Annotated in this window: 26 protein-coding genes; 9 read left to right on the top strand and 17 right to left on the bottom strand. The window is 64.9% G+C overall.

Translation table 11 applies throughout. From position 1 onward, the window contains the following. Positions 1 to 68 precede the first annotated feature (68 nt). Positions 69 to 995 carry a LysR family transcriptional regulator gene (locus C515_RS19870; RefSeq protein WP_043648435.1) on the bottom strand — a complete coding sequence of 309 codons (927 nt, stop codon included), beginning with the start codon at positions 993 to 995 and terminating at the stop codon, positions 69 to 71. Between the two features lie 265 nt (positions 996 to 1,260). Between C515_RS19870 and C515_RS19865 the strand changes: the two genes are divergently transcribed. The 3 genes from C515_RS19865 to C515_RS19860 all read left to right on the top strand — a co-directional run bounded on the left by C515_RS19865 (position 1,261) and on the right by C515_RS19860 (position 3,997). Continuing rightward, on the top strand, positions 1,261 to 1,848 hold the full coding sequence (locus C515_RS19865; protein ID WP_051304698.1) for a DsbA family protein: 588 nt from the start codon (positions 1,261 to 1,263) through the stop codon (positions 1,846 to 1,848). Positions 1,849 to 1,861: 13 nt separating this feature from the next. Further along, the gene (locus C515_RS0106480; RefSeq protein WP_028454874.1) at positions 1,862 to 2,500 is read left to right on the top strand and encodes an NAD(P)-dependent oxidoreductase; all 639 of its coding nucleotides are present in this window, start codon (positions 1,862 to 1,864) and stop codon (positions 2,498 to 2,500) included. Positions 2,501 to 2,758: 258 nt separating this feature from the next. Next, complete coding sequence (locus C515_RS19860; RefSeq protein WP_051304697.1) at positions 2,759 to 3,997, top strand: multidrug effflux MFS transporter; 1,239 nt, start codon at positions 2,759 to 2,761, stop codon at positions 3,995 to 3,997. Between the two features lie 163 nt (positions 3,998 to 4,160). Here the strand turns inward: C515_RS19860 and C515_RS0106470 are convergent, their stop codons facing one another. The 8 genes from C515_RS0106470 to bioB form a co-directional block, all read right to left on the bottom strand. After that, positions 4,161 to 4,919 (bottom strand): SDR family NAD(P)-dependent oxidoreductase, encoded by a 759-nt coding sequence (locus C515_RS0106470; RefSeq protein WP_028454873.1) that lies wholly within the window; start codon positions 4,917 to 4,919, stop codon positions 4,161 to 4,163. 115 nt (positions 4,920 to 5,034) lie between these two features. Continuing rightward, a complete protein-coding gene (gene hpnE / locus C515_RS0106465; protein ID WP_028454872.1) occupies positions 5,035 to 6,369 on the bottom strand; it encodes a hydroxysqualene dehydroxylase HpnE in 1,335 nt (444 codons plus the stop codon). A 28-nt stretch (positions 6,370 to 6,397) separates the two neighbouring features. Further along, positions 6,398 to 7,237 carry a presqualene diphosphate synthase HpnD gene (hpnD, locus tag C515_RS0106460; protein WP_028454871.1) on the bottom strand — a complete coding sequence of 280 codons (840 nt, stop codon included), beginning with the start codon at positions 7,235 to 7,237 and terminating at the stop codon, positions 6,398 to 6,400. Positions 7,238 to 7,265: 28 nt separating this feature from the next. Further along, entirely contained in the window at positions 7,266 to 7,892 is a 627-nt protein-coding gene (locus tag C515_RS0106455) for a DUF4136 domain-containing protein (protein ID WP_028454870.1), read from the bottom strand. 99 nt (positions 7,893 to 7,991) lie between these two features. Continuing rightward, a complete protein-coding gene (locus tag C515_RS0106450; protein ID WP_028454869.1) occupies positions 7,992 to 8,555 on the bottom strand; it encodes a hypothetical protein in 564 nt (187 codons plus the stop codon). A gap of 13 nt (positions 8,556 to 8,568) precedes the next feature. Continuing rightward, complete coding sequence (gene aroC / locus C515_RS0106445) at positions 8,569 to 9,669, bottom strand: chorismate synthase (protein WP_028454868.1); 1,101 nt, start codon at positions 9,667 to 9,669, stop codon at positions 8,569 to 8,571. Positions 9,670 to 9,932: 263 nt separating this feature from the next. Then, entirely contained in the window at positions 9,933 to 12,266 is a 2,334-nt protein-coding gene (locus C515_RS22355; protein ID WP_081686796.1) for an extracellular solute-binding protein, read from the bottom strand. A 223-nt stretch (positions 12,267 to 12,489) separates the two neighbouring features. Next, a complete protein-coding gene (bioB, locus tag C515_RS0106435; protein ID WP_028454866.1) occupies positions 12,490 to 13,500 on the bottom strand; it encodes a biotin synthase BioB in 1,011 nt (336 codons plus the stop codon). An 85-nt stretch (positions 13,501 to 13,585) separates the two neighbouring features. Between bioB and C515_RS0106430 the strand changes: the two genes are divergently transcribed. Beyond that, a complete protein-coding gene (locus C515_RS0106430; RefSeq protein ID WP_211233999.1) occupies positions 13,586 to 14,296 on the top strand; it encodes a ComF family protein in 711 nt (236 codons plus the stop codon). A gap of 65 nt (positions 14,297 to 14,361) precedes the next feature. On the opposite strand, the gene C515_RS0106425 is transcribed toward C515_RS0106430, so the two are convergent. Then, complete coding sequence (locus tag C515_RS0106425; RefSeq protein WP_028454864.1) at positions 14,362 to 15,387, bottom strand: nucleoid-associated protein; 1,026 nt, start codon at positions 15,385 to 15,387, stop codon at positions 14,362 to 14,364. 319 nt (positions 15,388 to 15,706) lie between these two features. Between C515_RS0106425 and C515_RS0106420 the strand changes: the two genes are divergently transcribed. Continuing rightward, positions 15,707 to 16,144, top strand: a complete 438-nt coding sequence (locus C515_RS0106420; RefSeq protein WP_028454863.1) for an Hsp20/alpha crystallin family protein — start codon at positions 15,707 to 15,709, stop codon at positions 16,142 to 16,144. 76 nt (positions 16,145 to 16,220) lie between these two features. Here C515_RS0106420 and C515_RS23995 read toward each other — a convergent pair whose 3' ends face one another. Both C515_RS23995 and C515_RS0106410 read right to left on the bottom strand, forming a co-directional pair. Further along, positions 16,221 to 16,424 carry a hypothetical protein gene (locus C515_RS23995; protein WP_158380787.1) on the bottom strand — a complete coding sequence of 68 codons (204 nt, stop codon included), beginning with the start codon at positions 16,422 to 16,424 and terminating at the stop codon, positions 16,221 to 16,223. A 157-nt stretch (positions 16,425 to 16,581) separates the two neighbouring features. Then, positions 16,582 to 16,926, bottom strand: a complete 345-nt coding sequence (locus C515_RS0106410) for a zinc ribbon domain-containing protein YjdM (RefSeq protein WP_028454861.1) — start codon at positions 16,924 to 16,926, stop codon at positions 16,582 to 16,584. A gap of 125 nt (positions 16,927 to 17,051) precedes the next feature. On the opposite strand from C515_RS0106410, the gene C515_RS0106405 reads away from it, so the two are divergent. Next, the gene (locus C515_RS0106405; protein ID WP_028454860.1) at positions 17,052 to 17,495 is read left to right on the top strand and encodes a GNAT family N-acetyltransferase; all 444 of its coding nucleotides are present in this window, start codon (positions 17,052 to 17,054) and stop codon (positions 17,493 to 17,495) included. Further along, on the top strand, positions 17,492 to 17,869 hold the full coding sequence (locus C515_RS0106400; protein ID WP_028454859.1) for a hypothetical protein: 378 nt from the start codon (positions 17,492 to 17,494) through the stop codon (positions 17,867 to 17,869). The genes C515_RS0106405 and C515_RS0106400 overlap by 4 nt, the downstream gene beginning before the upstream one ends. Positions 17,870 to 17,880: 11 nt before the next feature. Here C515_RS0106400 and C515_RS0106395 read toward each other — a convergent pair whose 3' ends face one another. The 3 genes from C515_RS0106395 to C515_RS0106385 all read right to left on the bottom strand — a co-directional run bounded on the left by C515_RS0106395 (position 17,881) and on the right by C515_RS0106385 (position 21,522). Then, positions 17,881 to 18,747: an HDOD domain-containing protein gene (locus C515_RS0106395; RefSeq protein WP_028454858.1), complete on the bottom strand. Its 867-nt coding sequence runs from the start codon at positions 18,745 to 18,747 to the stop codon at positions 17,881 to 17,883. 155 nt (positions 18,748 to 18,902) lie between these two features. Further along, positions 18,903 to 20,273 (bottom strand): L-serine ammonia-lyase, encoded by a 1,371-nt coding sequence (locus C515_RS0106390; RefSeq protein WP_028454857.1) that lies wholly within the window; start codon positions 20,271 to 20,273, stop codon positions 18,903 to 18,905. 13 nt (positions 20,274 to 20,286) lie between these two features. Then, on the bottom strand, positions 20,287 to 21,522 hold the full coding sequence (locus C515_RS0106385) for an amino acid permease (RefSeq protein ID WP_043648432.1): 1,236 nt from the start codon (positions 21,520 to 21,522) through the stop codon (positions 20,287 to 20,289). A gap of 22 nt (positions 21,523 to 21,544) precedes the next feature. Here C515_RS0106385 and C515_RS23490 point away from each other — a divergent pair, with 22 nt between their 5' ends. Continuing rightward, positions 21,545 to 21,853: a hypothetical protein gene (locus C515_RS23490; protein WP_144290371.1), complete on the top strand. Its 309-nt coding sequence runs from the start codon at positions 21,545 to 21,547 to the stop codon at positions 21,851 to 21,853. 147 nt (positions 21,854 to 22,000) lie between these two features. On the opposite strand, the gene C515_RS0106375 is transcribed toward C515_RS23490, so the two are convergent. Continuing rightward, positions 22,001 to 23,779, bottom strand: a complete 1,779-nt coding sequence (locus C515_RS0106375; protein ID WP_028454855.1) for an ABCB family ABC transporter ATP-binding protein/permease — start codon at positions 23,777 to 23,779, stop codon at positions 22,001 to 22,003. Positions 23,780 to 24,011: 232 nt separating this feature from the next. After that, on the bottom strand, positions 24,012 to 24,389 hold the full coding sequence (apaG, locus tag C515_RS0106370) for a Co2+/Mg2+ efflux facilitator ApaG/CorD (RefSeq protein WP_043648429.1): 378 nt from the start codon (positions 24,387 to 24,389) through the stop codon (positions 24,012 to 24,014). A gap of 186 nt (positions 24,390 to 24,575) precedes the next feature. On the opposite strand from apaG, the gene rpe reads away from it, so the two are divergent. Further along, the gene (gene rpe, locus C515_RS0106360; RefSeq protein ID WP_028454853.1) at positions 24,576 to 25,256 is read left to right on the top strand and encodes a ribulose-phosphate 3-epimerase; all 681 of its coding nucleotides are present in this window, start codon (positions 24,576 to 24,578) and stop codon (positions 25,254 to 25,256) included. Positions 25,257 to 25,419: the final 163 nt, after the last annotated feature.

The following is a 25,419-nucleotide window of genomic DNA, read 5'->3' as shown; positions in this document are numbered from 1 at the left end:
AGGCCCAGGCTTGGCGACACACGCCCGGGCTGCGGAGAAGCGCCCCTGTTGTTGGCCGCAGCCTCGTCTCACCCGCGCGACCGGTGTCCTGCCACGACCGGGCCGGCGGCCAGCCAGTCGCGGAAGAAATCGATAAAGCCGCGCACCTTGGCCGGCAAATGCCGCCCGGCCGGATAAACGGCGTAAATGCCCGCCTGCGGCAACTGCCACTGCGCCAGCAGGCGCAGCAAGGTGCCTTGGGCCACCGCGTCGCGCACCATGAAGTCCGGCAGGATGGACATGCCGGCGCCCGCCGCCACCAGCGCCTGCACCGTGGTCGGCGAATTCGCTTCGCTGCCGGCGGCCATGCGCACCGTGCAGGCTTCGCCGCCCGGGCCGGCGAACTGCCAGACCCGCGGGCTGGGCAGCAGGCTGACGGCGATCCAGTCCTGCTGGGCAAGATCGAGCGGATGCTGCACGCTGGCGGCCGCCGGGCCGGGCGCGGCGACCACCCATTGTTCGAAATCGGCCAGTTTCACCGCACGCAGGCTGGAATCCTGCAGCCAGCCCATGCGGATGGCCAGATCAATGCGCCCCTCGACCAGATCGAGAATCTCGTGCGAGGCAATCACATCGAAGGACAAGGCGGGATGGCGCTGCCGGAAAGCGGCCAGCGCGGGTGCCAGCACCGTGGCGGCATAATCGCCGGGCGCGGTCATGCGCAGCACGCCGCGCGGCTCGTGGGCAATGGCATCGAGTTGCAGCATCGCGTCTTCCAGCTGCTGCAGCGGCAGGGTACAGCGCGCCAGAAAAGCGGCGCCGGCTTCGGTCAGCACGACGCGCCGCGTGGTGCGCGTCAGCAGGGTGACGCCCAGCTCGGCTTCCAGCCTGGCCACCTGCTGGCTGACCACCGCCTTGGCCAGCCCCAAGCGGACTGCGGCGGCGGTGAAACCGCCGGTTTCGGCCACGGCGACAAAGAGGCGCAGGCGGTTCAGGTCGGGCAATTCGGCGGGCATGCTGGCTCTGTTGATGTGGTAAGTCGTGGGAGCGAGCTGGTCGCGATCAGCAACGCTTCGCGAGCCAGCTCGCTCCCACAGGCATTCAAACGGCTGAGGGCTGAGCACGCCAGCCACTCCCCACGGCGAGCAGCAACGGGCGGCTTGCCCCTGCAAATTGTATGCATTTTGCAAACAGTAAATCCACAGTTACGGGATTTATCCGAACAATGAAAGCGCGGATGATGGCAAGCATCGTTGAAGACACAGCAAGGCCCGCTTCGCCATGAATGACCGTTTCATCCTGATTTTCGACCCCTGGTGCGGCTGGTGTTATGGCGCCCATCCGGGGCTGCAACGCCTGCGGACCGCCCTGCCGCATGCCGAATTCGAGCTGCTGCCCAGCGGCCTCTTTTGCCGCCCCGAGCGCCCCGATGCCTTGCGGCGCGAGTATTTCTGGCAGGCCGACCAGCAGATTGCCACCCGCACCGGCCAGCCCTTCAGCATGCACTACCGCGAGCGCATCCTGGGCGATGCGGAGCAGATTTTTGACGCCTCGCTGGCCACGCATGCCTGGTTCCTGCTCAGCCAGGCCGCACCGCAGCACAGCCTGGATGTACTGCATGCCGTCCAGCGCCTGCGCTATGTGGAGGGCGATGTCAGCATCGATGCGCACGCCGCGCTGGGCGAGCGCTACGGCCTGGACAGCGCCAGCCTCGCCCGCCAGCTTGCCGGCCCCTGGCCGGACGCGCTGCACCAGCTGGTCGCACGTGCGCGCCAGCTGATGCAGCAGCAAAACATCCAGGGCGTTCCCACCCTGCTCGCCCGGCATGGCAACAGCCTGCATGCCGTCTCGAACCAACAGCTTTTCTGAGAGGACACCCACCATGAACATTGCCCTGATTGGCGCTTCCGGTTTCATCGGCTCGGCCTTGCTGGCCGAAGCCCTGGCGCGTGGTCACCAGGTTACCGCACTGGTACGCCACCCCGAACGCCTCGCACCCCAGCCCGGGCTGAGCGCGCAAGCTTGCGATGTGCTCGATGGCGCGGCACTGGCCAGGCAGCTGGCCGGTCACGATCTGGTGCTCAGCGCCTTCAGCGGCCATGCGCACGCCGACGTCGCCGGGTATTACCTGCAAGGCTTTGCCAGCATCATCGCCGCGGTGAAGGCCGCCGGGCTGCCGCGCTTCATCAGCATCGGCGGCGCGGGCAGTCTGGAGGTGGCGCCAGGCCTGCAACTGCTCGATACACCGGACTTCCCCGCCGAATGGCGCGCCAGCGCCGAGGGCGCCCGCCAGGCCCTGCAGCAGCTGCGCGCCGAGGCGACGCTGAGCTGGACGCTGGTCAGCCCGTCGGCGCACATCCATCCGGGCGAGCGCAGTGGCGTATTCCGCCTCGGCGGCGATCAGCTGCTGGTGGCGGCCGATGGCAACAGTCATGTCTCGCTGCCGGACTTCGCCATGGCGGTGCTCGACGAGGCCGAGTCGCCGCATTTCATCCGGCAGCGCTTTACCGTCGGCTACTGAGCGCCCTGCGCTCGGCCGCCAGCCGGCGCACGACCAGGCAAAAGGCCGGGCGGCCGGCTTGGCGGCGCCTGTTCCGGCAGCGGCCGACCTGCCTGGGACGCGCGGCGCCTCCCTGTCTGCCCGGCATTATTTGCCTTGAGCCGGGCCAGCGGCAGACATACAGTAGCAGGAGGCTCCAGACATACTAACCACTGTATGAACATGGGGCCTTTATCATTGTTTGGCTACAGGCACATACCTATGGATCAAACCTCAAGAATGTCAGAGGCGACAGCACATCGGCGCTTTGCCGGCTGGATCGTGCTGCTGGGCGCGGTCACCGCGCTGGGTCCGCTGTCGATTGACATGTATCTGCCGGGACTGCCGGCAATCGCACAAAGCCTGGGCAGCCCGGAAGCCACCGTACAGCTGACGCTGGCCAGCTATTTCATCGGACTGGCGCTGGGCCAGTCGCTGTATGGCCCGCTGTCCGACCATTTTGGCCGCAAGCGCCCCCTGCTGATCGGCCTGCTGGTGTATATCGCCGCGTCCATCGGCTGCGCGCTGGCCGCCAGCATCGAGCAGCTGATCGTCCTGCGCTTCGTGCAGGCGCTGGGCGGCTGCGCCGGCATGGTGATTGCCCGGGCCGTGGTGCGTGACCGCTGCGAGCCGCGCGAAGCCGCGCAGGTATTCTCCTCGCTGGTGCTGGTCATGGGCGTCGCGCCCATTCTCGCGCCGCTGCTGGGCAGCTGGATCGTGGTGTCGGCCGGCTGGCGACCGATCTTCGCGCTGCTCGCCGCCTTTGCCGCACTGTGCTTCGTGCTGCTGCACCTGAGCCTGCAGGAAACGCGTCCGCCGCAGCACAGCGCGCCCTTCCGGCCGGGCGTGACCCTGGCAAGCTATGGCCGCTTGCTGCGCGACGGGCATTTCATGGCCTATGCGCTGACCGGCGGACTGGCCGTGGCCGGGCTGTTTGCCTACATCACCGGCTCGCCGGTGGTGATGATGAGCCTGTACGGCCTGAGCCCGGCCAGCTACAGCCTGGTGTTCGGCAGCATCGCGGCCTGCTACATCCTGGCCAGCCAGCTCAATGCCCGTTTCCTGAAAACGCAGGATCTCGACAGCCTGCTTGGCCGCGCTGTGGCGGTACTGACCGTGCTTGCCGCCGTGCTGCTGGCCGCCACGCTGCTGCTCGGGCTGCCGCCGTTCTGGCTGGTGCTGACCTGCGTGTACGGCTATCTGGCGGCGCTGGGCTTTGCCGCCCCCAATGCCATGGCCGGCGCCCTGGCCGGACACGGCCAGCAGGCCGGACTGGCTTCGGCGCTGATCGGCACGCTGCAATTCGCCATCGCCACGGTAACCGGCGTCATCATGGGCAGCTGGCATGGCAGCACCACGTTGCCGCTGGCCGCCATGCTGGCCGTCTGTGGCATCGGCGCCTGGCTGAGTTACCGGCGCGTGGCGCAAAAAAAGACCCCGCCGAATGGCGGGGTTCAATCAGGGAGAGTTGGAGCGTGATGTCACCCGCACTGTTGCGGCAACATCGGATTCGCACGGAACCGAATCACTGATTCTGACCGGCCTCCCCCGGATTGGTTCCAGCCCGCATGCTGTGGTGCAGCGTGAATTTTTCACAGTCACCCAGCGTACGCCATGCGCAAGCCACCGGCGGCCCTCCGGGCTATCCGGCCTCGGCAAAGCACAGCGTGCGCCCGCTCTGGCCGGCACTGGCCGCGCTCATCCAGTACAGCAGCGCCGGCAGGATGGCTTCGGTTGGCGGCAGGCTGTCGCGCGGTTCGGCCGGATGGGTCGCCAGCCGGAAGGGCGACTGGATGGGACCGGGCACCAGCAGGTTGATGCGCAGCTGCGGCAGGTTGTCCCACTCGCTGGCGGCGATCTCGACCAGATTTTTCTGCCCTGCACGGCTCACGCTATAGCCCCCCCAGAAGGCAGCGGGCGCCAGCGCATGACTTTCCCCCAGGTGCACGATGGCCGCATCGGGCGCCTGGCTCAACAGCGGCAGCAGGCCGCGATTGATGGCAAACGGCGCCGCGACATTGACCTTGAACATGTCCACCCATTCGTCGAGCTTCTGGTTCGTCAGCGGCGACAGGAAGGAAAAGCCGTTGGCGGCATGCAGAATGCCGTCCAGCCGGCCGAATTCCTTGCGCAGCGTGATGCCCAGCTGGGCGATTTCGGTTTCGCCGATCTTGGCCAGATCCATGGGAATGGCGGCCGGTTGCGCGCCGCCCGCGGCTTCGATCGCATCGTAGGTGCGCGCCAGCTTTTTCTCGTTGCGCCCCAGCAGGATCACCGTGGCACCATGCCGGGCATAGGCCAGCGCGGCAGCCGCACCGATGCCCTGCCCCGCGCCGGTCACCAGAATGACCCGGCCAGCCAGTGCATCGGCGGGCGCCTGATAATGTTTCCAATCACTCATTGTCTTCCCCAATGGCAATACATATTAATGTATTGACCTGAAACCCTTTCCTGGCATGAGCCACAGGCACATACCCACAAAATATGACTACATCTCATTGTCCTGACACATAGTCTCACAGCATGCCCGTCTCGCGCAGCACACCCTGCGCAGCCGCCACGCCGCTGCGTGCGGCGGCTTCCAGCGTGGCCGGATAATCGCCGTTGCCGTCAGCGCTGGCCGTGTAATCGCCGGCCAGCCACAATCCGGCCACGCCACTGGCATTGCCCGGACGCGGCAGCCCCGGTGTGCAGGCAAAGGTGGCACGCTTTTCATGAATCACGCGATGCCAGCGCGGTGCCTGGTCGAGCGCAAAAAACTGCTGCAGTTCCGCATGCACGCGCCCGGCCAGCGTCGCGGCATCCCAGTCGCTGTATGCGCCGCGCGCCGACAGCACCACGGCCAGCAGCCCCGGCGTACCGTGAATCCGGCCACGGTCGAACACCCACTGGCACAGCCCGCCAGCCACGCCCTGCATGGGCAGATCCAGCCTTACCGTCTCGGCATACTGCAGGTAGACGGTCTGGATGGGCTGATAGCGGAAGGCGCTCAGTGTCGCGCGCAGCGGGGCAAGCGCGGCCTGCTCGGGCAGCAGCGCAGACGCCCGTTGCGGCGACACGGCGAGCACCACGGCGGCAAAGCGCTCTGCTCCGTCATTGATCCGCCAGCCCGCCTCTTCGCGCGCCAGCGCGCGCACCGGTGTGCTGCAGCGGACTTCGCCGTCGCGCTGCGCCAGCCAGTCGGCGGCCGGCTGCGGGAACAGCGCGGTGAAATCGATGCGCGGAATCAGCAGATCGCCATCGCGCCGCGCGCCCAGCAGGCTGTCACGCAAGACGGTGAGCAGCACTTGCGCGGAGGCGCTTTCCAGCGGGGTATTGAGGGCGGCGACCGTCAGCGGCTGCCAGAAGCGTTCGATCAGCGCTGGCGACTGCCCGCCGGCACGCAGCCAGTCGAGCACCGTGCCATCCTGTTTGAGCCGGAAACCGCCCAGCTGTGCCTGCAGCAGCAAGCGCGCCAGGCTGAATTTTTCGCGCCAGGCCAGTCCCTGCGCGCCCAGCAGCGCACCCAGGCTGTGCAGCGGCGCCGGCCAGTCGGGCGCGACCATGCGGAAGTCGCCCCGGGCCTCGCCACGCGGAACCCGCTGCTGCAGCGTCAGCGGCAGGCGCAGCAGCGCCGTCGCTTCCGCCACGCCCACCTGCTGCATCAGCCCCAGCAAGGTGCGGTAGGCGCCGATGAGGATGTGCTGGCCATTGTCGAGCAGCCGGCCGTCGAGCTCGACGGCACGGGCACGGCCACCCAGTGTCTTTGCGCCTTCGAACACGCACACGCGCGCACCGGCCGCCGCCAGCGTCACGGCAGCGGCCATGCCGGCGTAACCGCCGCCGATGATGGCAATGCGGGAGGCCGTCATGCCCTGCCAACCGGGAAACAGGCAAGCATCAGCGGTTCTGCCACCAGGCGCGCCAGGCCAGCCAGATCTTGCGCGCGCCGCCCAGGCTCAGGCGCTGGTTGAGCACCTTTTCGGCGCCATCCTTGCGGATTTCCTGCAAGGTGGTGCGATAGATGGCGGCCATGATGAGCCCGCAGCGCTGATTCTTGCGATCCACCTTCGGCAGCTGCGCCAGCGCCTGGTCATAGAATTGTTCCGCCCGCTCGATCTGGAACTCCATCAGGGCGCGGAATTCGGGTGTTTCGCGGTAATGGCTGAGGTCATCCATCGGCACATTGAAGCGCTGCAGTTCCTCCACCGGCAGGTAAACGCGACCGCGCCGCAGGTCTTCGCCGACATCGCGGATGATGTTGGTGAGCTGGAAGGCGATGCCCAGATCGTGCGCGTATTTCAGCGTCTTGCGATCCTGGTAGCCGAAAATGCCGGCCACCAGAATGCCGACGACCGAGGCGACGCGATAGCAGTACAGTTGCAGGTCCTTGAAGGCGTTGTAGCGCGGCACGTCCAGATCCATCTGCATGCCGTCGATGATTTCCAGAAAATGCTCGCGCTGCAGATCGTAGGCCTTCACCGCCGGCAGCAGGGCGCGCGTGACGGGATGCTGGGGGTTGCCAGCGTACATCTGGTCGATCTCGCCGCGCCACCAGTTGAGCGTGGTGCGCGCGACCTGTTCATCATGCGTTTCATCAACGACATCGTCCACCTCGCGGCAAAAGGCGTACAAGGCGGTGATGGCGCGGCGCTTGTCCGTGGGCAGGAAACGAAAGCTGGCATAGAAACTGGAGCCGCTTTTCGCGGCCTTGTCTTCGCAATATTGATCGGGTGTCACGCGGAAACTCTTCTCGGAAAAGGGCGGCTCAGGGCTGGCTGCCGGCGGGCGGCGTCAGCGGCAGGCGTACTTCGCGCCGGCTGTTGCCGGCCACGGGGAACTCCTGGAATACGGCGCGGATCAGCCAGGGCACGGCGGGCTCCAGCACGTTTTCCGGGCTGGCGTTCAGCGCCCGGCTTTCATACAGCTTGGCAAACTGCCCGCTTTGCAGCGCACGCGGGTCGTAAATGTCCAGATTCAGCTCGCGGCCAAAGTAGGTGGTGGCGATCATCTCCTGGAAAATCGGGATGGTCATGCCGATTCCCACGCCATGCCAGCCGCCGGTACCGATGCCGACCGTGCCCCAGAAGGGCGTGGACGTCGTGCTTTTCAGCGGACCGGTCAGCCGGTAATCAAACTGGACCAGCCAGTCGGCAAAGCGGCTGTCGCCAACCTGCACCATGCCGCGCTGCTTCAGCGCGGCGCTCACCTGGGCTTCATAGTCCTGCCGCGCCAGGCTTTGCTCCTGCCCGGCCTTGCGCTCGATGACAAAACGCTTGCCGGCCAGCGGCGCGCTGGCAGTGAGCGTGCTGCGACTGCTCACCTGGGCGACGAATTGCGGCGACGCACAGGCCGTACACAGCAGAACCAGCAGGAAGGCAAATATACGCATCATTGTATCTCCATGAAGCCTTTGCAGAGAAAGGGCTTCCGGCATATACCCAAGTAAAAACCACGAGCCACCCGTTCCGTGCTGCCATGCCTGCCGGGCAGCTCAGTCAAAACCGGCCTCCGCGCGCCGCAACCACCAGCAGCGCGCCAGTACGAGCAGCACCGCCAGCATGCCCAGCACGCAGGCGCCGCGCAGCAGGCCGGCCAGCAGGGTATCCAGTTGCAGCATGCCCCAGCGGCTGAGGATCTCGGTCCAGTCATGCTCGCCATTGCCGACCAGCGGCAGCTGCTGCGCGCGGGCATCGGCCATGTAGCGGCCGATGTTCAGGCCGTTTTCCAGCAGCCACAGCGCGGCGACACCAGCACTGGCGCTTTCGCGCCGGCGCCAGAAATGCCAGAGCACCACACAGGGAAACACCAGTTGGCCCAGCGTGCCGCCATAGACGGTCAGGCGCTCGCTGACGATGCCGAACAGCGGATGGCCCGCTTCGTGAAACAGCAGGTTGGCGCCATCGAGCAGCGGCACCCACTGGTCACCACCCAGCGCCTGCCAGAGCACCCACAGCGTGCCCAGCGCAATGGCCGCGAGCGCCAGGCCGGATACCCGCGTCCAGCCCTCGCGCTCGGCGGCGAACAGGTGCTCGACTTCGGCGGGGATGCGGCTCATGCGCAGACGCGGCTCAGGCGATGCGGCCGGGGATGCGCGGTGTATTCACCACGACGTCAGCGCATTGGGCGCGGTGGCGCAGCGCGTGGTCGATCAGCGTCAGCGCCAGCATGGCTTCGGCAATCGGCGCGGCACGGATGCCGACGCAGGGGTCATGGCGGCCGGTCGTGGCCATCAGCACCGGATTGCCATCCTTGTCGATCGAATGGCGCTCCTGCGCGATGCTGGACGTCGGCTTGATCGCGATATTCACCACGATATCCTGGCCGGTGGAGATGCCGCCGAGAATGCCGCCCGCCTCATTGGCAGCAAAGCCCTGCGGGGTCAGCTCGTCGCAGTGTTCGCTGCCGCGCTGGGCCACCGACTTGAAACCGGCGCCGATTTCCACGCCCTTCACGGCGTTGATGTTCATCATGTTGAACGCGATGTCGGCATCCAGGCGGTCATACACCGGCTCGCCCCAGCCCACCGGCACATTTTCGGCGACCACGGTAATTTTCGCGCCAACCGAGTCACGTTCCTTGCGGATGGCGTCCATGTAGTCTTCGAGCTGCTGGACTATCCCGGCATTGGGTGCAAAGAAGGGGTTGTTGCCCACCTCGTCCCAGCTCTCGAAGGGAATGTCGATTTCGCCCAGCTGGCTCATGTAGGCGCGGATCACCACGCCGTATTTTTCCTTCAGCCATTTCTTGGCAATGGCGCCAGCGGCAACACGCACCGCGGTTTCGCGCGCGCTGGAGCGACCGCCACCACGGTAATCGCGGATGCCGTACTTGTGCCAGTAGGTGTAATCAGCGTGCCCCGGGCGGAAGGTCTCGGCAATCTTGCCGTAATCGTGGCTGCGCTGGTCGGTGTTGCGGATCAACAGGCCAATCGAGGTGCCCGTGGTCTTGCCCTCGAACACGCCGGAGAGGATTTCCACCTGGTCGGGTTCGCGGCGCTGGGTCACGTGGCGGCTGGTGCCGGGCTTGCGGCGATCCAGCTCGATCTGGATGTCCTCGGCCGTCAGCGCCATTCCCGGAGGGCAGCCATCGACGACACAGCCGATGGCCGGGCCATGCGACTCGCCAAACGAAGTTACGGTAAACAGCAGACCCAGCGTATTGCCCGACATCTCGACTCCCATCGCGGCGCACGCAGCCGCACATCAAAATCAAAGCCGCGATTCTAGCATGAGCACGCCCTGGAGCCTGTTCAATCACGTGCAAGGCCAAGCGCAGACCCAGGGCCCGGACGCAACAAGGCACAGCAGAAAGGGCAGCAAGGTGTCTGTCCTCTGCGCCTATGCACGCCCTGCACTGGATGCGATTCCCGGCTGAGTCGCCTGCGCTGCCACCATGACCACCCGCAGGTGGCAGCGGTGCCGCACCGGCCAGGTCAGCGTCTGGCCGTGGCGGCAAGCTTGGCCGCGGCGGCGGCGGCGCTCATGCCGTCATTGGCCCAGTACTCGTAAACGACTTCGATCAGCGCCTTTTTCATGTCGTCCTGCACGGCCATATTGTGCGCCCAGGACGGCACGAGCACGTTCTTGCTGGCGGCCTGTGCGAAATCCTTGGCCGAATCGCGCCCATAGGCATCCAGCTGGTTGTGGTCGATGTCGGTACGGGCCGGGATGCTGCCCTTGTGCTTGTTGTAGGCGACCTGCGCCTCGCTGCTCATCAGCAGCTCGGCAAAATCGCGCTGCGCCTTGTGGCGCACCGGATCGTCCTGGCGGAACAGCGTCAGCGTGTCGGCCGCAAAGCTGTATTCGCCGGCCTGGTTGGGCGCGGCCCAGAACAGGTAGTCGCTACCAGGCGCCTTGCCGGCGGTGTCGAATTCGCCCTTCACCCAGTCGCCCATCAGCTGCATGGCCGCGCGGCCATTGATGATGTCGGCAGTGACCAGATTCCATTCCCGCCCGACCGGATCGGGAGAACAGTAAGGCTTGAGCCGGCGGAAGGTTTCCAGTGCCCTGATCGTTTGCGGCCCGTTCAGCGCCGACTGGTCGAGCTTGCTGAATGCGGCGAGATACCAGTTGGCGCCGCACAGCCCCAAGGAGACCGCCTCGAACAGCGTGGCCACCTGCCATTTCACCTCGCTGTGCGCGATCGGCGTGATGCCGGCCTGCACCAGTCGGTCGCAAATGCCGAAGAACTCGTCCCAGCTGGCCGGTGGGCGATTGACATTCACCCGGCGCATCAGCTGGGTATTCACCCAGAGTACATTCACGCGCGCCACGCCCAGCGGCACGGCCACATAGTGACCATCGGCATGCATCATGTCATCCAGCACCTTGGGCAGAATTTGCCCCCAGCGCTGTTCGGCGGCCAGCTGATCCATATTGGCCAGCACGCCCTTGCCGGCCCAGTTCTGGGTTTTGACGCCGCCGATCGCCGCCGCGGTGGGCAGCTTGCCCTCTTCCACCGCTTTTTTCAGCATGCCCGGCACATCCTTGCCGCTGTGCATGTCGGCCCAGTGGTGGCCGATCTTGTTCAGCCTGGCCTTGATGTCGGCCACGGCGCGAAAGCCGCTGGCGGCAAACCAGCCATGCAGCACGGTAATGTCATCCAGGCGGAAGCGCCCCACGGCCTCCATCAGCTCGCGGGCGCGGCCGTCGAGCTGCTCGAGCGCGCGCTTGGCCTGCTGCAGTGCCGAGTCGGTGGACTGCGACATGGCATTGATCTGTTCGGCCGAGCGCGCCATCGTGGTGCTCGAGGCCGTTTGTTCGCGGGTGGATTCGGCGATCTCGCGCACGGCCGTGTAGACATGCTGCATGCGGCTGCCGATGTCCAGCATCGAACGCCGCGCCTCTTCGGCACGCTCGGCGCTGCCAGACACGCTTTGCGCGGTCGCGCCCATCGTGGCCACCGCGAGCTGGGTTTCCTCGCTGACCTTGCTGATGCGCTCCTTGATTTCGACGGTCGCCTTGGCGCTGCGCTCGGCGAGCTTGCGCACCTCGTCGGCGACCACGGCAAAGCCGCGCCCCTGCTCGCCGGCGCGCGCCGCCTCGATGGCGGCGTTCAGCGCCAGCAGATTGGTCTGCTCGGCGATGTCCTGAATCACGCTGACGATGCTGCCGATTTCCTGCGAACGCTGGCCCAGCTCGTTCATGGTATGCCCCAGCTCCTGCACACTGCGCGACATGCGCGCAACCTCGTCGGCCACACGCTGCACGGCATCGGCGCTCACGCCGGACAATTGCTGGGTCTCGGCCACCACGCCATCGACATCGTTGGCGTTGTCGGCGATGTGGGTGATGCTGACGGTGATTTCTTCCACCGCTGCGGCCGAGGCAGCTGCAAAATCGGACTGGGTGTGACTGTCCTTGACCAGTTGGCCGGTCACGGTGGTCAGCTCGCGCAGCCCCAGCGACAGGCCTTCCATATCACGCTGGACTTCACGAAAGGTACCCTGCAAAGCGGTGGCGAAGTGATTGAAGCCGTGGGCAATGTCGGCAAACTCGGCACCACCGTTTTCCGGCAACCGGGTTGTCAGATCGCCGCCACTTTCGGCCAGATGGCGCATGGTGGCCTGCAGCACGCCCAGCGGCTTGAGCAGATGCCCGATCACCAGTGCCTGCAGCACAAGCAGCACCGCCAGACCCACCCCCCAGATCAGCACCTGCAAGCCCACGCTTTGCGCTGCCAGCTGATTCACCAGCAGCACCAGCACCACGATACCCAGCACATTGATCAAGCCAATGGCGGCCAACACCCGCTTGCTTACTGACATACGCTTATTCTCCCTCGCAGCCCCACAGCGGCCGGTTTTACTGCCTGTCACCTTGCCGGCAGCGGGTTGCCATGTCGATAAAGTATTTCCTTATCGTCGCCGTGACCACCAAAACCTTACTTACTGTGCCCTGTCAGCAACGGCAGTGCCGCTGTTGTAAGTATCAGCATAGACAGTACGATGGCATCGACCAAGGGCCTGCGGCTGCGTGCGAGAAGCGTGCTTACAGGGGTTGAATATCCAGTTTGGCAAACAGCTCGCGATCACGCGTGACATCAGGGTTGCCGGTCGTCAGAAGCTTGTCGCCGTAGAAAATCGAATTGGCACCAGCGAGGAAACACAGCGACTGCATGCTCTCGTTCATTTGCTGGCGGCCGGCCGACAGGCGGACGAAGGATTTCGGCATGGTGATGCGCGCCACGGCAATCGTGCGCACGAATTCGGTCCAGTCCACCGCCGCATTGCCGTCGAGCGGCGTGCCGTCGATCTTCACCAGATTGTTGATCGGCACCGAATCGGGTTGCGGGTCGAGGTTGGCCAGCTGTGCGATCAGGCCAACGCGGTCGCTGCGCGTTTCGCCAAGGCCGACGATGCCGCCCGAACACACATTCAGGCCGGCCTTGCGCACCTTGCCCAGCGTATCGAGGCGATCCTCGTAGCTGTGCGTGGTAACGATGTCGCCGTATTTTTCCGGGCTGGTGTCGAGGTTGTGGTTGTAATAATCCAGCCCCGCCTCGCGCAACTGCTCGGCCTGGCCGTCCTTGAGCATGCCGAAGGTCGCACAGGTCTCCAGCCCCAGCGCCTTCACGCCGGCGATCATGCGCTTCACTTCGTCAAGATCCTTGTTTTTCGGACCACGCCAGGCCGCGCCCATGCAAAAGCGCGACGAGCCGTTTTCCCTGGCGATCCTGGCCGCATCGATCACGTCTTCGGCCGTCATCAGTTTCTCGCGCTCCAGCCCGGTATCATGGCGCGCCGATTGCGAGCAGTAGCCGCAATCTTCCGAACAGCCGCCGGTCTTCACCGACAGCAGCGTCGAGAGCTGGACGCGGTTGGCGTCGAAATGCTCGCGGTGCACCGTTTGCGCCTTGAAGAGCAGATCGTTGAACGGCAAGTCGAACAGCGCGGCAATCTGCTCCAGCGACCAGTTCTGCGCCTGCGGATGCGGCGTCGGGCGCTTGAGTTCGATGGTCTGCACCGTGGCGCTGCTTGGGCAGGCGGTGGCTTGGGGCATGGCTTGGCTCATGGTGACTATTCCGGCAAGGCGCGCTACAAAAGAGATGCCGCATTGTCGGCAAGGCCGCAAGGAGTTGTCAAATTTGCCACCCGGTTTTTTGAACAAGCTGTTTGCGCGCCTGCCCGCTGCCGACCGGCTCTTGCCCTGCCGCTGCCTGCTGTGCGCCGGCAGCAGCAAGGAGGCCCTATGCCCCGCCTGTCTCGCCGCCCTGCCCTGGCTGGATCGCCGCTGCTGCCCGCGTTGCGCGCTGCCCACGCCGGCGGGCGGCCTGTGTGGCGGCTGCCTCGCCAGACCGCCGCGCTTTGATGCCTGCCATGCGCTGTTTGCCTATCAGCCGCCCTTGAGCCCGCTGATCCTGGCCGGCAAGTATGGCGGACGCTGGCCGCTGTGGGCGCTGCTCGGCCACGTGCTGGCCGGCCACCGCCCCGCACTGGCCGGCCCGGCCTTGCTGCTGCCCATGCCGCTCTATCCCGGCCGGCTGCGCGAGCGCGGCTTCAACCAGGCCGCGGAGCTGGCCCGCGCGCTGGCGCAACAGACCGGCCTGCCGCTGCGCCACGACCTGCTGGCGCGCGTGCGCGATACCGGCCACCAGTCGCGGCTCAGCCGCAAGGCGCGGGCGCGCAATCTGCGCCAGGCCTTCCGCGTCAACGGCCAGCTGGCGGGGGAAACGGTGATTGTCGTCGACGATGTGCTGACCAGCGGCGCGACGCTGGATGCCGCCGCGCGCGCGCTGAAACGCGCCGGCGCGGGCCTTGTCATCGGCTGGGTGCTGGCGCGCACGCTGCGGCACTGAAACACATACCCAACCACCATCCACTCCACAGCCCTTTCACAGTAAAGGCTGCAGCGCCATACCCATCAGGTTTTCTTGCTGAAATACAGCGTCATCACGATTTCCTCGGCGCCGTTCTCGATATTCACGTCTTCGAGGTTGAGATCCGACGGTTGCAGAATGCTCACGCCGTGGCCGATGCCGATCTTGCTCCAGCTGCGCTCCAGCCGTTTGGCGACGTTTTTCGCCGGCACGCGGGTGGTCTTTTCGAGTGATTCGAGCGCAAAGCCGTGCGACGCCGCCGCCTCGTCGAGCACCTGGTTCACCTGCTCGCGCGGCACGAATTTCTCGGCGACCTCGGTCACCTCCCAGGGCAGAAAGTCCTCGTCGGCGCGGCAGCGCGTGAGCACCTCCTCCTTGAACTGGCTTTGCTGTTTCGCATCGGCGATCTGCTCGGATACCTGTTCGAGCACATCGGCGACCAGCTTGGTGGTGCTGGCCGGGTCGGGCAGGCGCAGCACCTGCAGGAAATCGTCGAGCCAGAACTTGGCGTTTTGCGCCAGGCGGTCGACCGCGTAGACCAGCGGACCGCTTTCCAGCAGCAGCGCGCCCTTGTCGATCAGGCGCGGGTTGATGCCGGTGGCGTGGCGCAGGTCGATCACCTCGCCGGACTCGACCACCGTCAGAAAATCGTCGCGGATTTCCGACTTGAACACGCCGATGGCGCGCTGCGTGCCCTCGCCTTCCTGCAGGCCCTCGAACAGGATCACCAGCAGGTCGCCGGCACTGATGTTCGGGTGTTGCGAGCGCGCATGCAGGTGCTGCGCAATCGCCTGCGACAGGGCAACAAACTCCAGCTCGCCGCGAAAAAACTGCTGCTTGTAGTGATACAGCTCGTTGAGGTTCAGATCGGTGGGGTGGATGAACTGGTGCTTTTTCTTGTCGGAAACGATGCCCTTGAGGTAGCCGTCCAGAATCAGCTGCGACACCTCGGCGTCCACCACGGCCGCCCGCCCGGACAGCTGCAGCGGCTCGCCACGCACGGGATTGCCGACCCGGTGCACCACCAGCTGGGCGACGCAGGGGGCAGGGCTTGACTCTTCGTTCATCATGATCAGATTACCTCGGCAAAGAGGCGCGATTATCGTCCCGCCACCAGCCAGCCGCAATCCCCGAACTTCATACATCATCATGTATAAATCCACAGCCATTACACGTAAAAGGCTACAGAGATATACCCGCCAATAATCATCAGGAAAAGCGCCTGCCGCCCGGCGGAAAATCGTCGCACCCTCCCTTTAAAACGGCTGGCGCACGCCCTATTTCTGAAGTGCACAAGGGTGTTTGCTCATGTGGGTCATCCGGCCCTGCCGCGCAAGCCTGCGCTGACAGGCCAGGACGCCCACGCAACCATGACAAGGAGGTGTCATCATGAACAGCCTGATCAGACGCAAACTGGACAATCTGCAGGAACCGCTCGGCACGCTGGACGACCTGTTCCGCGGCTTCTTCGTACGCCCGCTCGACTTTGCCGCCGCCCCCAGCCAGATCAGGGTCGACGTGAAGGAAGACGACAAGGCCTACACGGTGCACGCGGAACTGGCCGGCGTGAAGAAGGAAGACATCCGGGTGCACGTGGATGGCGATGTGGTCACCATCAACGCCGAGGTGAAGCAGGAAACGGAAAGCCGTGACGGCGACCGCCTGCTGCGCTGCGAGCGCTACATCGGCCAGGTGTCGCGCAGCTTCCGGCTGGGCCAGGAAGTCGACGAGGCCGCCACCAGCGCGAGCTACCAGGATGGCGTGCTGGAACTGCTGCTGCCGAAAAAACCGGCAACGGCAAAGCGCCGGCAGATTGAAATCCACTGACTCTACCCGCCCTGCAGCGATTTCTGCCTGGCAGGAATGCCAAAACCCGGCCACGGCCGGGTTTTGGCATGGGCGCTCAGAAAGCGGATTGCCCGGTCTCCAGCTCCCTGATCAACTGCAAGGCGGCATCAAGAATCCGCTCCCTGAATTGCACCTCGATGGCAATGAGCTGTGGCTCGCAGGCCAGCAGGGATTCTGCTTGCCAGTGCAATCTGGCAGTGCCCAAGGGCAAGGCAGGAGGGATTGCCCCGACAAACGCCGCAAAGACCGGAAAACGCACGGCAAACTGGTGTTGCCACGGTTGATCAAGCAAGGAAACACGGCCCTGCAGCCGGCGAACGCCAACGGCCAGGCCAGCCTGCTGGGCAACAATTGCCCTCGCAGCCCCCAGCACCCTGGCCAATCTGGCGCAGCGCTGCTCCGGCGTCATGCGGCACTCAAACCTTTTTCAAAAAGCAGGCCTTGAGCATGAACTGCCCGGCGTCGAGCTTGCAGTCGACTTCGTGGTCGCCACCGCTCACCAGCCGGATGCTCTTGACCTTGCTGCCCTGCTTGAGCGTGATCGACGACCCCTTGACCTTCAGGTCCTTGATCAGCACCACCGCGTCGCCGTCATTGAGCACATTGCCGTTGGCATCGCGCACCAGCGCCACCGTGTCGTCATCGCCACCGGCATCGGCCTCGGTCGACCATTCAAAGCCGCAATCGGCACAGACGAGCTTATCGCCATCGGGATAGGTGTTTTCCAGTGTGCACTGGGGGCAGGCAGGCAGGTTTGACATGGCGTTGAAGGCTTTCCAATACGGGCAAAACGGCAGTGTAGCGCGTGATCGGGCAAAACCCTGTAACGAATGTGGCTTTTGGCGGCAGTTACACTGGCATACTCGCGCTTTTGGCGAGCTTGCCGATGCCCATCGACTACCTTCCCGCCCTGGCCACCGATTTTGAAGCACTGCACCAGCTGCGACTGGCCGCCATGCGCGACAGCCTGATGCGTCTGGGACGGTACGATGAGGTGCGCTCGCGCCAGCGCTTTGCCGCCAGCTTTGCGCCAGAGGCCACGGTTCGGCTGTTCCGGGCTGGTTCGCTGCTTGGCTTTTACCAGCTGCGCTGCGCGGCCCCAGACTGGCAGCTTGACCACCTGTACCTGCATCCCGATGCACAGGGGCAAGGGCTGGGCTCGCTGCTACTGCGCCAACTGTGCGCCCGGGCCGATCAGGCCGGATGCGCCATCACGCTGGGCGCCCTGCGCGACAGTGCGGCCAAGCGCTTTTACCAGCGCCACGGTTTTACCCTGCAACACAGTGATGAGCTGGACCTTTACTACCGCCGCGAGCCCCACACAGCATGAGCCAGGATAACGATGCGCTGCGCCGCAGCCTGCAAACCAGCATTGCCGAATTAAGCCACGAACTGGCCCGCGCCGAGGCGCTGGACAACAGCAGCGTATTTCTGATTCTTGCCGGCGATACGCCGCTGCAGTTCGTGATGCGCGATCACAAGCCAGTCACGGCGGCGCCGTGCGAGGTGCAACTGGCCACCCGCTTTACCCTGGCCGATGCGGAAATGATTGCCGCCGCCTTGCCGGCCCGCCCCGACCGCCCGATCCGCGTGGCCGACGCGCGCAGTGCCTTGCGCACGGCGCTGGCCGGCCAGCGCGCCAGGCTGTTTGCGCTGGAACACGGGGTCAATGTGATCAGCTGGCAAGGCCTGAAGCGGCAATAGGGCGAGTCGCACTACCAGACATTGAGCATTTCGGCGCAGTTGGCTTCGGCCTCGTCCTGGCAGTCCAGATACTGCGGGTCGGACAATTCGGCCGGGTCTTCCAGCATCGGCACATCCATGCGCCGCATTTCCTCCACCCCGCCGGCAAACAGATTGGCGACGTAGAGCAGATCGTTCAGCGTGCGCAGCTGCTCGACGGGCGGTCGTGGCAGGTCGATTTCATGCACGGCGTCGATCACCTCTTCGGGCATGCCCAGCGTGCTCATCAGCGTGGCGCCGATGCTGTCATGCCATTGCGCCACCAGATAATCGACGGAGGCGGGACGCTCGACGAGTTCGGGATAATGCCCGGCACGATCCAGCAGGAAAAACGCGCCCAGGTCGTGCACCAGCCCGGCCAGCATGGCGACATCCGGGTTGTGACGCGTCAGTCGCCGCGCCAGCACCATCGCATAGGCCGCGGTGCGCATGCTGTGCCGCCAGAGCGCCTGCGCCTTGTCTTCGAAGGCTGCCGCGCCTTCGCCCTTGCTGAGCTGTTGCAGCGAACAGGCCATGGCGACCGAGCGGGTGGTCTGCATGCCCAGCCGCAGCACCGCCGAGCCCAGATCGAGCACCGGCCGCCCGCCGGGATTGAAGGCGGTGGTATTGGCGAGCTTGAGCAGTTTGGTGGTGATCAGCGGGTCTTTCTGCACTTCCTGCGCGATGCGCTGCAGCGAGGCGGTCTGGCTGCGCATGACCGAGCTGATGCGTATCGTGGCGTCAAAACACACCGGAAAAACGACATCGCCCGCCAGCTCGCGGGCGATGTCTTCCAGCAGGTGAAAACGTTCTTCGCGCAGTGCCTCGGCCGTTTTGGGGGCGGTGTGCGGTGCGGGCATGACAGTCTCGGCAGGATGGACAGGGCTGGCTTTCACTATAGCTGACAAGCCCGGCCATGTCGCGCGGCCATGCCGCCCCCCGCCACCCAATACCCACCACCCCATCAAGCCACAGCCATTTCCTGAAAATGGTCACACGGCAATACCCATCCCAATCAACAGGCCGGCACCCCCACGGTCAGCGCCAGCCCGCCGAGCGCGGTTTCCTTGTAGCTGTGCTGCATGTCCTGGCCGGTGCGCAGCATGGTCTCGATCACCTTGTCGAGCGAGACCAGATGCTCGCCGTTTTCCAGCAAGGCCAGCTGCGCGACCTTGATCGCCTTTTCGGCGGCGACGCCGTTGCGCTCGACGCAGGGCACTTGCACCAGCCCGCCGACCGGATCGCAGGTCAGGCCCAGATGATGTTCCATGGCGATTTCGGCGGCATTCTCGATCTGCGCCAGCGTGCCGCCCAGCACCGCGCAATACGCGCCGGCGGCCATCGAGCAGGCCACGCCCACCTCGCCCTGGCAGCCGACCTCGGCGCCGGAAATCGACGCGTTCATTTTATACAGCATGCCGATGGCCGCCGCAGTCAGCAGGAAATCGACCACGCCCTCATCCGAGGCATTGGGCGCGAAGTTGCGGTAATACTGCAGCACCGCCGGGATGATGCCGGCCGCGCCATTGGTCGGTGCGGTGACGACGCGCCCGCCGGCGGCGTTTTCTTCCGACACGGCGATGGCATAGACCATCGGCCAGAGCATGATGTCGGCGCGGCCAGCATATTGCAGCTGCGTGAGTTTTTTCATGATCGCCGGCGCGCGCCGCCGCACGCGGTAGCCGCCAGGCAATTCCGCCTCGTCATGCCCACTGCCGCGCTGGATGCAATCGGCCATCACGGCGGCAATGTCGAGCAGGCCGCGCCGCACCTCGGCCTCGCTGCGGTGCGCGCATTCATTGGCCATCACCAGCTGGGCGATGCTGCGGTTCTGCGCGCGGCACAGCGCGATCAGCTCCGCCGCCGAGGCAAAGGGATACGGTACGGCGAGCCCGCCGGCCGGCGGGGCGTCCAGCTCGGCCTCGGTCTGCACGAAACCGCCGCCCACCGAGTAATACACCTCGCGGCACAACTCGGCGCCATCGGCAGAGAAGGCGCGAAAGCGCATGCCGTTGGCGTGGCGCGGCAGGAACTGGTGCTTGTTGAGCTGCAGGTCGCGGGCAAAGGCAAAGTCGACAGTATGCTCGCCCCCCAGCTGCAGCGCGGCGCCGGCGCGCAGCTGGCCCGCGCGCGCCAGCAGCCAGGCCGGGTCGACATTGGCGGGGTCGGCGCCTTCCAGGCCCAGCAGCACAGCGTTCACCGTGCCGTGCCCCTCGCCGGTCAGCGCCAGCGAGCCGTACAGCGCGGCCTCGATCCGCGCCACCCCGGCCAGCAGGCCGGCGTGGCGCAACAGCCGCACAAAGGCCCGCGCCGCGCGCATCGGCCCCACCGTGTGCGAGCTCGACGGCCCGATGCCGATTTTGAACAGATCGAACACGCTGATCATCACGTTCTCCCGTTCACAGATAGCTGCCGACAAAATCGCCGGCGATGCCCACCAGCCCCATCACAAAGATGAAACTGGCCAGCGAGGAGCGGTAAATCATCAGGCGCGGCACGCGCTTCATCAGCATCACCGGCAGCAGATAGGCATAGATGGCGATGATGGGCGCCGACAGCGCGCCGATGATTTTCAGGATAGGCGGGTTGTAAACGGCGAGGAACCACAGCCCGACGATCATCAGCAGCGTCACCACGCGATTGATTTTCGGCAGATTGAGCTGCGCCTCGCGTTCCGGGTGCTGCCAGGTCATCAGGCGGGTGATCACGCCCACCAGTCCCTCGCGCGTGCCGACGAAGTGGCCGAAGTAGGAGCTGGCGATCGCCAGGAAGGCAATCAGCGGAATCAGATACTTCAGCAGCGGCTGCTGCGCCACCAGCGAAATGGTGGTGAGGATGTCGATATTGTCGGCCTGCGCGCGGGCCAGCAGTTCCGGCGAGGTCGCCAGCACCATCGACACCACGAAGAACATCACGAACACCAGCAGCACGAGGCTGGTCCACTTGATGATGCCGTCGGTGCGCGCCACGGCCTCGGCCGCCGGATACTGGGCGCGATAGGTGGCGCCCAGTGTCGAGCAGACCGGCGAAAAGTTCATCGCAAACACCAGCACGGGGAACAGCAGCAGCAGGTTCTTCAGCGTGCCGTCCAGCGAGAAGGGGGCGCTGAAGACGGCGGTGTTCCAGTACGGAATCATGTAGAGCGACAGGCCCGCCAGCAGGAAAATCAGCGGAAAGGTCATCCACGAGGTCACCAGCACCATCACGCGCTCGCCAGCCAGGATCACCCCGGTCAGCCCCAGCAGCAAGAGGAAGGTCAGCAAGGGGCGCGAGACCTCGCCCATGCCGAGCTGATTGCTCAGAAAGGAGGAAACGATATTGGTGATGCCGGTCGCATAGCCGACGCAGATGGTGATGATGGAGAGGAAATACAGCAGGGAGACGGCAAAGCCGACATTGCGGCCCAGATCCATTTCCACCGCGCCGACAATGTCGGTGGGCTTGTGCGCCGAGGCGACGACGCGCGTGATGCCACGGTGCGCCACCCAGGTGATGGGGAAAATCAGCGCGGTGAGGATCAGCATCGGCCAGATGCCGGACAGCCCCGCGCGAATCGGCAGGAAGAGAATTCCCGCCCCCACGGCGGTGCCGAAACAGGTCAGCACCCATTGCCAGTCTTGCTTGTTCAGTGTCATTGCCCTAGCCCTTGTATGGTCCGTGATCAACACCCTGCCCGGCGGATCGCGCCGTGTAGCAAGGTGGCGGCCATTTCAATCGGGCGCCTTGCAAAGCAACAGTAACAATTTGGCAAAAAACGGGGATTACAGTTTTCAGGCCAGTCAAGACAAGGGTTTGCGCGGGTCAGGTGATTCAGCAATGCGGAAAGTCACAAGCGCCGAGCAGCGTCAAAAAGGTAGGGAAACCCGCCGCGACTACATGATTCGCCTTATCTTGCGCCAGCGCAAAATCGCGGTACGGCAGGCGCACTACATTATGTGCAGTGCAACACAAGGAGCTCTGCCATGACCAGTGATCACTGGAACCACATCCCCGCCCTGCCCGACCCGGACGCCGCCGCGCGGCTGCTGGCCGCGATGCACGACGCACCATGAGCAAGCAAATCCCATGCAATAACGCCGGTCATCCCGGCGTTATTGCATGGGCGGGACGCGTTCAGCCCGCCTCCTCGCTCGCCTGCAGTGCCCACATCCGCGCGTAGACGCCATTGGCATCCAGCAATGCGCGGTGTGTGCCGCGCTCGACCACCCGCCCGCCTTCCATGACCAGGATTTCGTCGGCATCCACCACGGTGGAAAGCCGGTGCGCAATGATCAGCGTGGTGCGGTTGGCGGCAATCGCCTTCAGCTCGGCCTGGATGGCCTTTTCGGTTTTGGAGTCCAGCGCGCTGGTCGCCTCGTCGAAGATCAGGATGGGCGGGTTTTTCAGGATGGTGCGCGCGATCGCCACGCGCTGCTTCTCGCCGCCGGAGAGCTTGAGCCCGCGCTCGCCGACCACGGTGTCGTAACCCTGCGGCAGCGCGGCGATGAAATCGTGGATGTGCGCCGAGCGCGCCGCCTCGATGATGTCCTCCCGCGTCGCTTCGGGCCGGCCGTAGGCGATGTTGTAGTAGATCGTGTCATTGAACAGCACGGTATCCTGCGGCACGATGCCGATGTGCTCACGAAGGGTATGCTGCTGCAGCCCTCGTATATCCTGGCCATTGATCAGGATACCCCCATCACTCACATCATAGAAACGATAGAGCAGCCGCGAGAGCGTCGACTTGCCGGCGCCGCTGGCCCCCACGACCGCCAGTGTGTGCCCGGCCGGAATGGTGAAATCGACGCCAAACAGGATCTGCCGCTCGGCGTCGTAGCCAAAGACCACGTTGTCGAAGCGCACTTCGGCGGCCTGGGTGGCCAGCGCGCGCGCATCCGGCGCGTCGGTGATTTCGGTATTGCGCCCCATCAGCGCGAACATCTTTTCCATGTCCGCCAGCGCATGCTTGATTTCGCGATACACAAAACCCAGGAAGTTCAGCGGCCCGTAGAGCTGCAGCAGGAAGGCATTGACCAGCACCAGGTCGCCCAGCGACATCTTGCCGGCGACCACGTCGGCGGCGGCCAGCCACACCAGCGCGGTAACGCCCACGGCAATGATGGCCGCCTGGCCGGCATTCAGGAAGTTCAGCGACACCTGGCTCTTGATGGCGACCGCCTCCCACTGCGCCAGGCTGTCGTCATAACGGCGCGCTTCCCAGCGCTCGTTGTTGAAGTACTTGACCGTCTCGTAATTGAGCAGCGAATCGACCGCTTTCGAGTTGGCGCTGGAATCCAGCTCGTTCATGGCCTTGCGCCAGCCCATGCGCCACTCGGTCACCCCCAGCGTGAAGGCGATGTAGACGGCAATCGTGCCAAAGGTGATCGCGGCGTAGTACCAGTCATATTTCTGCAGCAGCACCAGCGCGACCAGGACGATCTCCACCAGCGTGGGCAGGATGTTGAACAGCGTGAAATTCAGCAAAAAGGCGATGCCCTTGGTGCCGCGATCGATGTCGCGGTTCACGCCGCCGGTCTGGCGCTCCAGATGGAAGCGGAGACTCAAGCGGTGCAGGTGCTCGAACACCTGCAGCGCCACGCGGCGAATCGCCCCTTGCGTCACCTTGGCGAACACCGCGTCGCGCGCTTCGCCCAGGATGGCGGAGGCCAGCCGCAAGCCACCGTAGGCCAGCACCAGCGCCAGCGGCACGGCCAGCGGGTGCTGGCTGGCGTCGAGCGCATCGACGATGTCTTTCAGCACCAGCGGCACGCCGACGTTGGCGAACTTGGCCAGCACCAGCAGCGACAGCGCGAGGATCACGCGCCACTTGTAGGCCCACAGATAGGGCAGCAGCGATTTCAGCGTTTGCCAGTCCTGGCGGTTCGCCGGCGCTGACGGGGAGGAAGGGGGCATGAACGATCCTAAAGGGTATGTTGCTACAGCCAATACCGGTAAATGGCTGTAGCCGCATACATGAAATGGTATCCAGAGGCGTACGGTTTGCCGCCGCCCCGCGCTCGCCCTGCCCGCAGCGGCAGGCCGCGTCAGGCACGGAACTGCGGCACGCCAGCCGGCGGCAGGGGCCGGCCAGGCCCAGCCAGGCCGGGGCCGCTCAATCCTGCAGATGGGGGCATTTGCCCCGCGCTCAATGCAGCGTGCGCGGCACGGTCAGCATGAACTCCGGAATCGGCGCGTCGAATTCCTCGCCATCGGCCGTGACAAAGCGATAGCTGCCGCGCATCGTGCCCAGCGGCACATTCAGATTGACCCCGGAGGTGTATTCGAAACTCTGGCCCGGCTGCAGACGCGGCTGCTCGCCCACCACCCCCTCGCCGCGCACTTCCTGCACGCGCCCGTTCATGTCGGCGATCAGCCAGTGACGCGAGAGCAGCTGCACCGGCACATCGGCCTCGTTGCGGATGGTGATGTGATAGGCAAACACATAATGATTGGCGACCAGATCGGACTGCTCCGGCACAAAGCGGGCCTGCACGCTGATGGCGATGGGAAAACGGCTGGACATCGGACACTCCATCACGAGGGGATGGCGCAGTTTACCCGAAGCCGGCGCACAAGCCGACGCCTGCTTGAGCAAAGTCAGTACCACCGGCCGGCGCCTTGGGCACACTGGCTGCCTGCGCCGCGCCCGCGGCCATTCCGCTACAATCCAGAGCCATCCGCCCCGCCCGGGCCGCCGCCAGGAGCCGACATGACCTTCCGCATTGCCCCCAGCATCCTTTCCGCCGATTTCGCCCAGTTGGGCGCCGAAGTGAAAAACGTGATCGAGGCCGGCGCCGACATCATCCACTTCGACGTGATGGACAATCACTACGTGCCCAACCTGACCATAGGTCCCTTGGTCTGCGAAGCCATCCGGCCGTGGACCGACGCGCCCATCGACGTGCACCTGATGGTCAAGCCGGTGGACCGCATCATTCCGGATTTTGCCAAGGCCGGCGCCAACATCATCACCTTCCACCCGGAAGCAAGCGAACACATCGACCGCACGCTGGGGCTGATCAGGGAATGCGGCTGCAAGGCCGGTCTGGTGTTCAACCCCGCCACGCCCTTGTCCCATCTCGACTACGTAATGGACAAGATCGACATGATCCTGCTGATGTCGGTGAACCCCGGCTATGGCGGCCAGAGCTTCATCCCCGCCGTGCTGGACAAGGCCCGCCAGGCGCGCGCGCGCATCGACGACTACACGGCGAAAACCGGCCGCGAGATCTGGCTGGAAATCGATGGGGGAGTCAAGGTGGACAATATCGCCGACATCGCCGCCGCCGGCGTCGACACCTTCGTCGCCGGCTCGGCCATCTACGGCCAGCCCGATTACAAGGCCGTCATCGACCAGATGCGCGCCGAGCTGGCGCGCGTCAAGCGCTAACAAGGTTGTTGAAAAAGTCGGTTTTTCCAACGGAAGCAAGCACCGGGCCAAGCCCGACGCAAATCGGCTTCTGAAAAATCAATGACTTATATTTTTCTTTTCATGCATTTTTCCCGGCTTTGCCGGAAAAAACGGATCGCAGGCTGTTCTTCAACAGCCTGCT

This window comes from Chitinilyticum litopenaei DSM 21440 (assembly GCF_000428145.1).
Taxonomy (GTDB): domain Bacteria; phylum Pseudomonadota; class Gammaproteobacteria; order Burkholderiales; family Chitinibacteraceae; genus Chitinilyticum; species Chitinilyticum litopenaei.
This window is presented reverse-complemented; position numbering and strand designations above follow the sequence as displayed.

Excerpts from the sequence above, each read along its gene's own strand:
- C515_RS0106480 (WP_028454874.1), top strand. The coding sequence starts at position 1,862 with ATGAACATTGCCCTGATTGGCGCTTCCGGTTTCATCGGCTCGGCCTTG.
- C515_RS0106375 (WP_028454855.1), bottom strand. The coding sequence starts at position 23,779 with ATGCCCCCTTCCTCCCCGTCAGCGCCGGCGAACCGCCAGGACTGGCAA.
- aroC (WP_028454868.1), bottom strand. The coding sequence starts at position 9,669 with ATGTCGGGCAATACGCTGGGTCTGCTGTTTACCGTAACTTCGTTTGGC.
- C515_RS19870 (WP_043648435.1), bottom strand. The coding sequence starts at position 995 with ATGCCCGCCGAATTGCCCGACCTGAACCGCCTGCGCCTCTTTGTCGCC.
- apaG (WP_043648429.1), bottom strand. The coding sequence starts at position 24,389 with ATGTCCAGCCGTTTTCCCATCGCCATCAGCGTGCAGGCCCGCTTTGTG.
- C515_RS19865 (WP_051304698.1), top strand. The coding sequence starts at position 1,261 with ATGAATGACCGTTTCATCCTGATTTTCGACCCCTGGTGCGGCTGGTGT.
- C515_RS22355 (WP_081686796.1), bottom strand. The coding sequence starts at position 12,266 with ATGTCAGTAAGCAAGCGGGTGTTGGCCGCCATTGGCTTGATCAATGTG.
- hpnE (WP_028454872.1), bottom strand. The coding sequence starts at position 6,369 with ATGACGGCCTCCCGCATTGCCATCATCGGCGGCGGTTACGCCGGCATG.
- C515_RS0106395 (WP_028454858.1), bottom strand. The coding sequence starts at position 18,747 with ATGCCCGCACCGCACACCGCCCCCAAAACGGCCGAGGCACTGCGCGAA.
- C515_RS0106400 (WP_028454859.1), top strand. The coding sequence starts at position 17,492 with ATGAGCCAGGATAACGATGCGCTGCGCCGCAGCCTGCAAACCAGCATT.
- C515_RS0106410 (WP_028454861.1), bottom strand. The coding sequence starts at position 16,926 with ATGTCAAACCTGCCTGCCTGCCCCCAGTGCACACTGGAAAACACCTAT.
- bioB (WP_028454866.1), bottom strand. The coding sequence starts at position 13,500 with ATGCCCCAAGCCACCGCCTGCCCAAGCAGCGCCACGGTGCAGACCATC.
- C515_RS0106470 (WP_028454873.1), bottom strand. The coding sequence starts at position 4,919 with ATGAGTGATTGGAAACATTATCAGGCGCCCGCCGATGCACTGGCTGGC.
- C515_RS0106455 (WP_028454870.1), bottom strand. The coding sequence starts at position 7,892 with ATGATGCGTATATTTGCCTTCCTGCTGGTTCTGCTGTGTACGGCCTGT.
- C515_RS0106450 (WP_028454869.1), bottom strand. The coding sequence starts at position 8,555 with ATGAGCCGCATCCCCGCCGAAGTCGAGCACCTGTTCGCCGCCGAGCGC.
- rpe (WP_028454853.1), top strand. The coding sequence starts at position 24,576 with ATGACCTTCCGCATTGCCCCCAGCATCCTTTCCGCCGATTTCGCCCAG.
- C515_RS0106405 (WP_028454860.1), top strand. The coding sequence starts at position 17,052 with ATGCCCATCGACTACCTTCCCGCCCTGGCCACCGATTTTGAAGCACTG.
- C515_RS0106420 (WP_028454863.1), top strand. The coding sequence starts at position 15,707 with ATGAACAGCCTGATCAGACGCAAACTGGACAATCTGCAGGAACCGCTC.
- C515_RS0106390 (WP_028454857.1), bottom strand. The coding sequence starts at position 20,273 with ATGATCAGCGTGTTCGATCTGTTCAAAATCGGCATCGGGCCGTCGAGC.
- C515_RS19860 (WP_051304697.1), top strand. The coding sequence starts at position 2,759 with ATGTCAGAGGCGACAGCACATCGGCGCTTTGCCGGCTGGATCGTGCTG.
- C515_RS0106425 (WP_028454864.1), bottom strand. The coding sequence starts at position 15,387 with ATGATGAACGAAGAGTCAAGCCCTGCCCCCTGCGTCGCCCAGCTGGTG.
- C515_RS0106385 (WP_043648432.1), bottom strand. The coding sequence starts at position 21,522 with ATGACACTGAACAAGCAAGACTGGCAATGGGTGCTGACCTGTTTCGGC.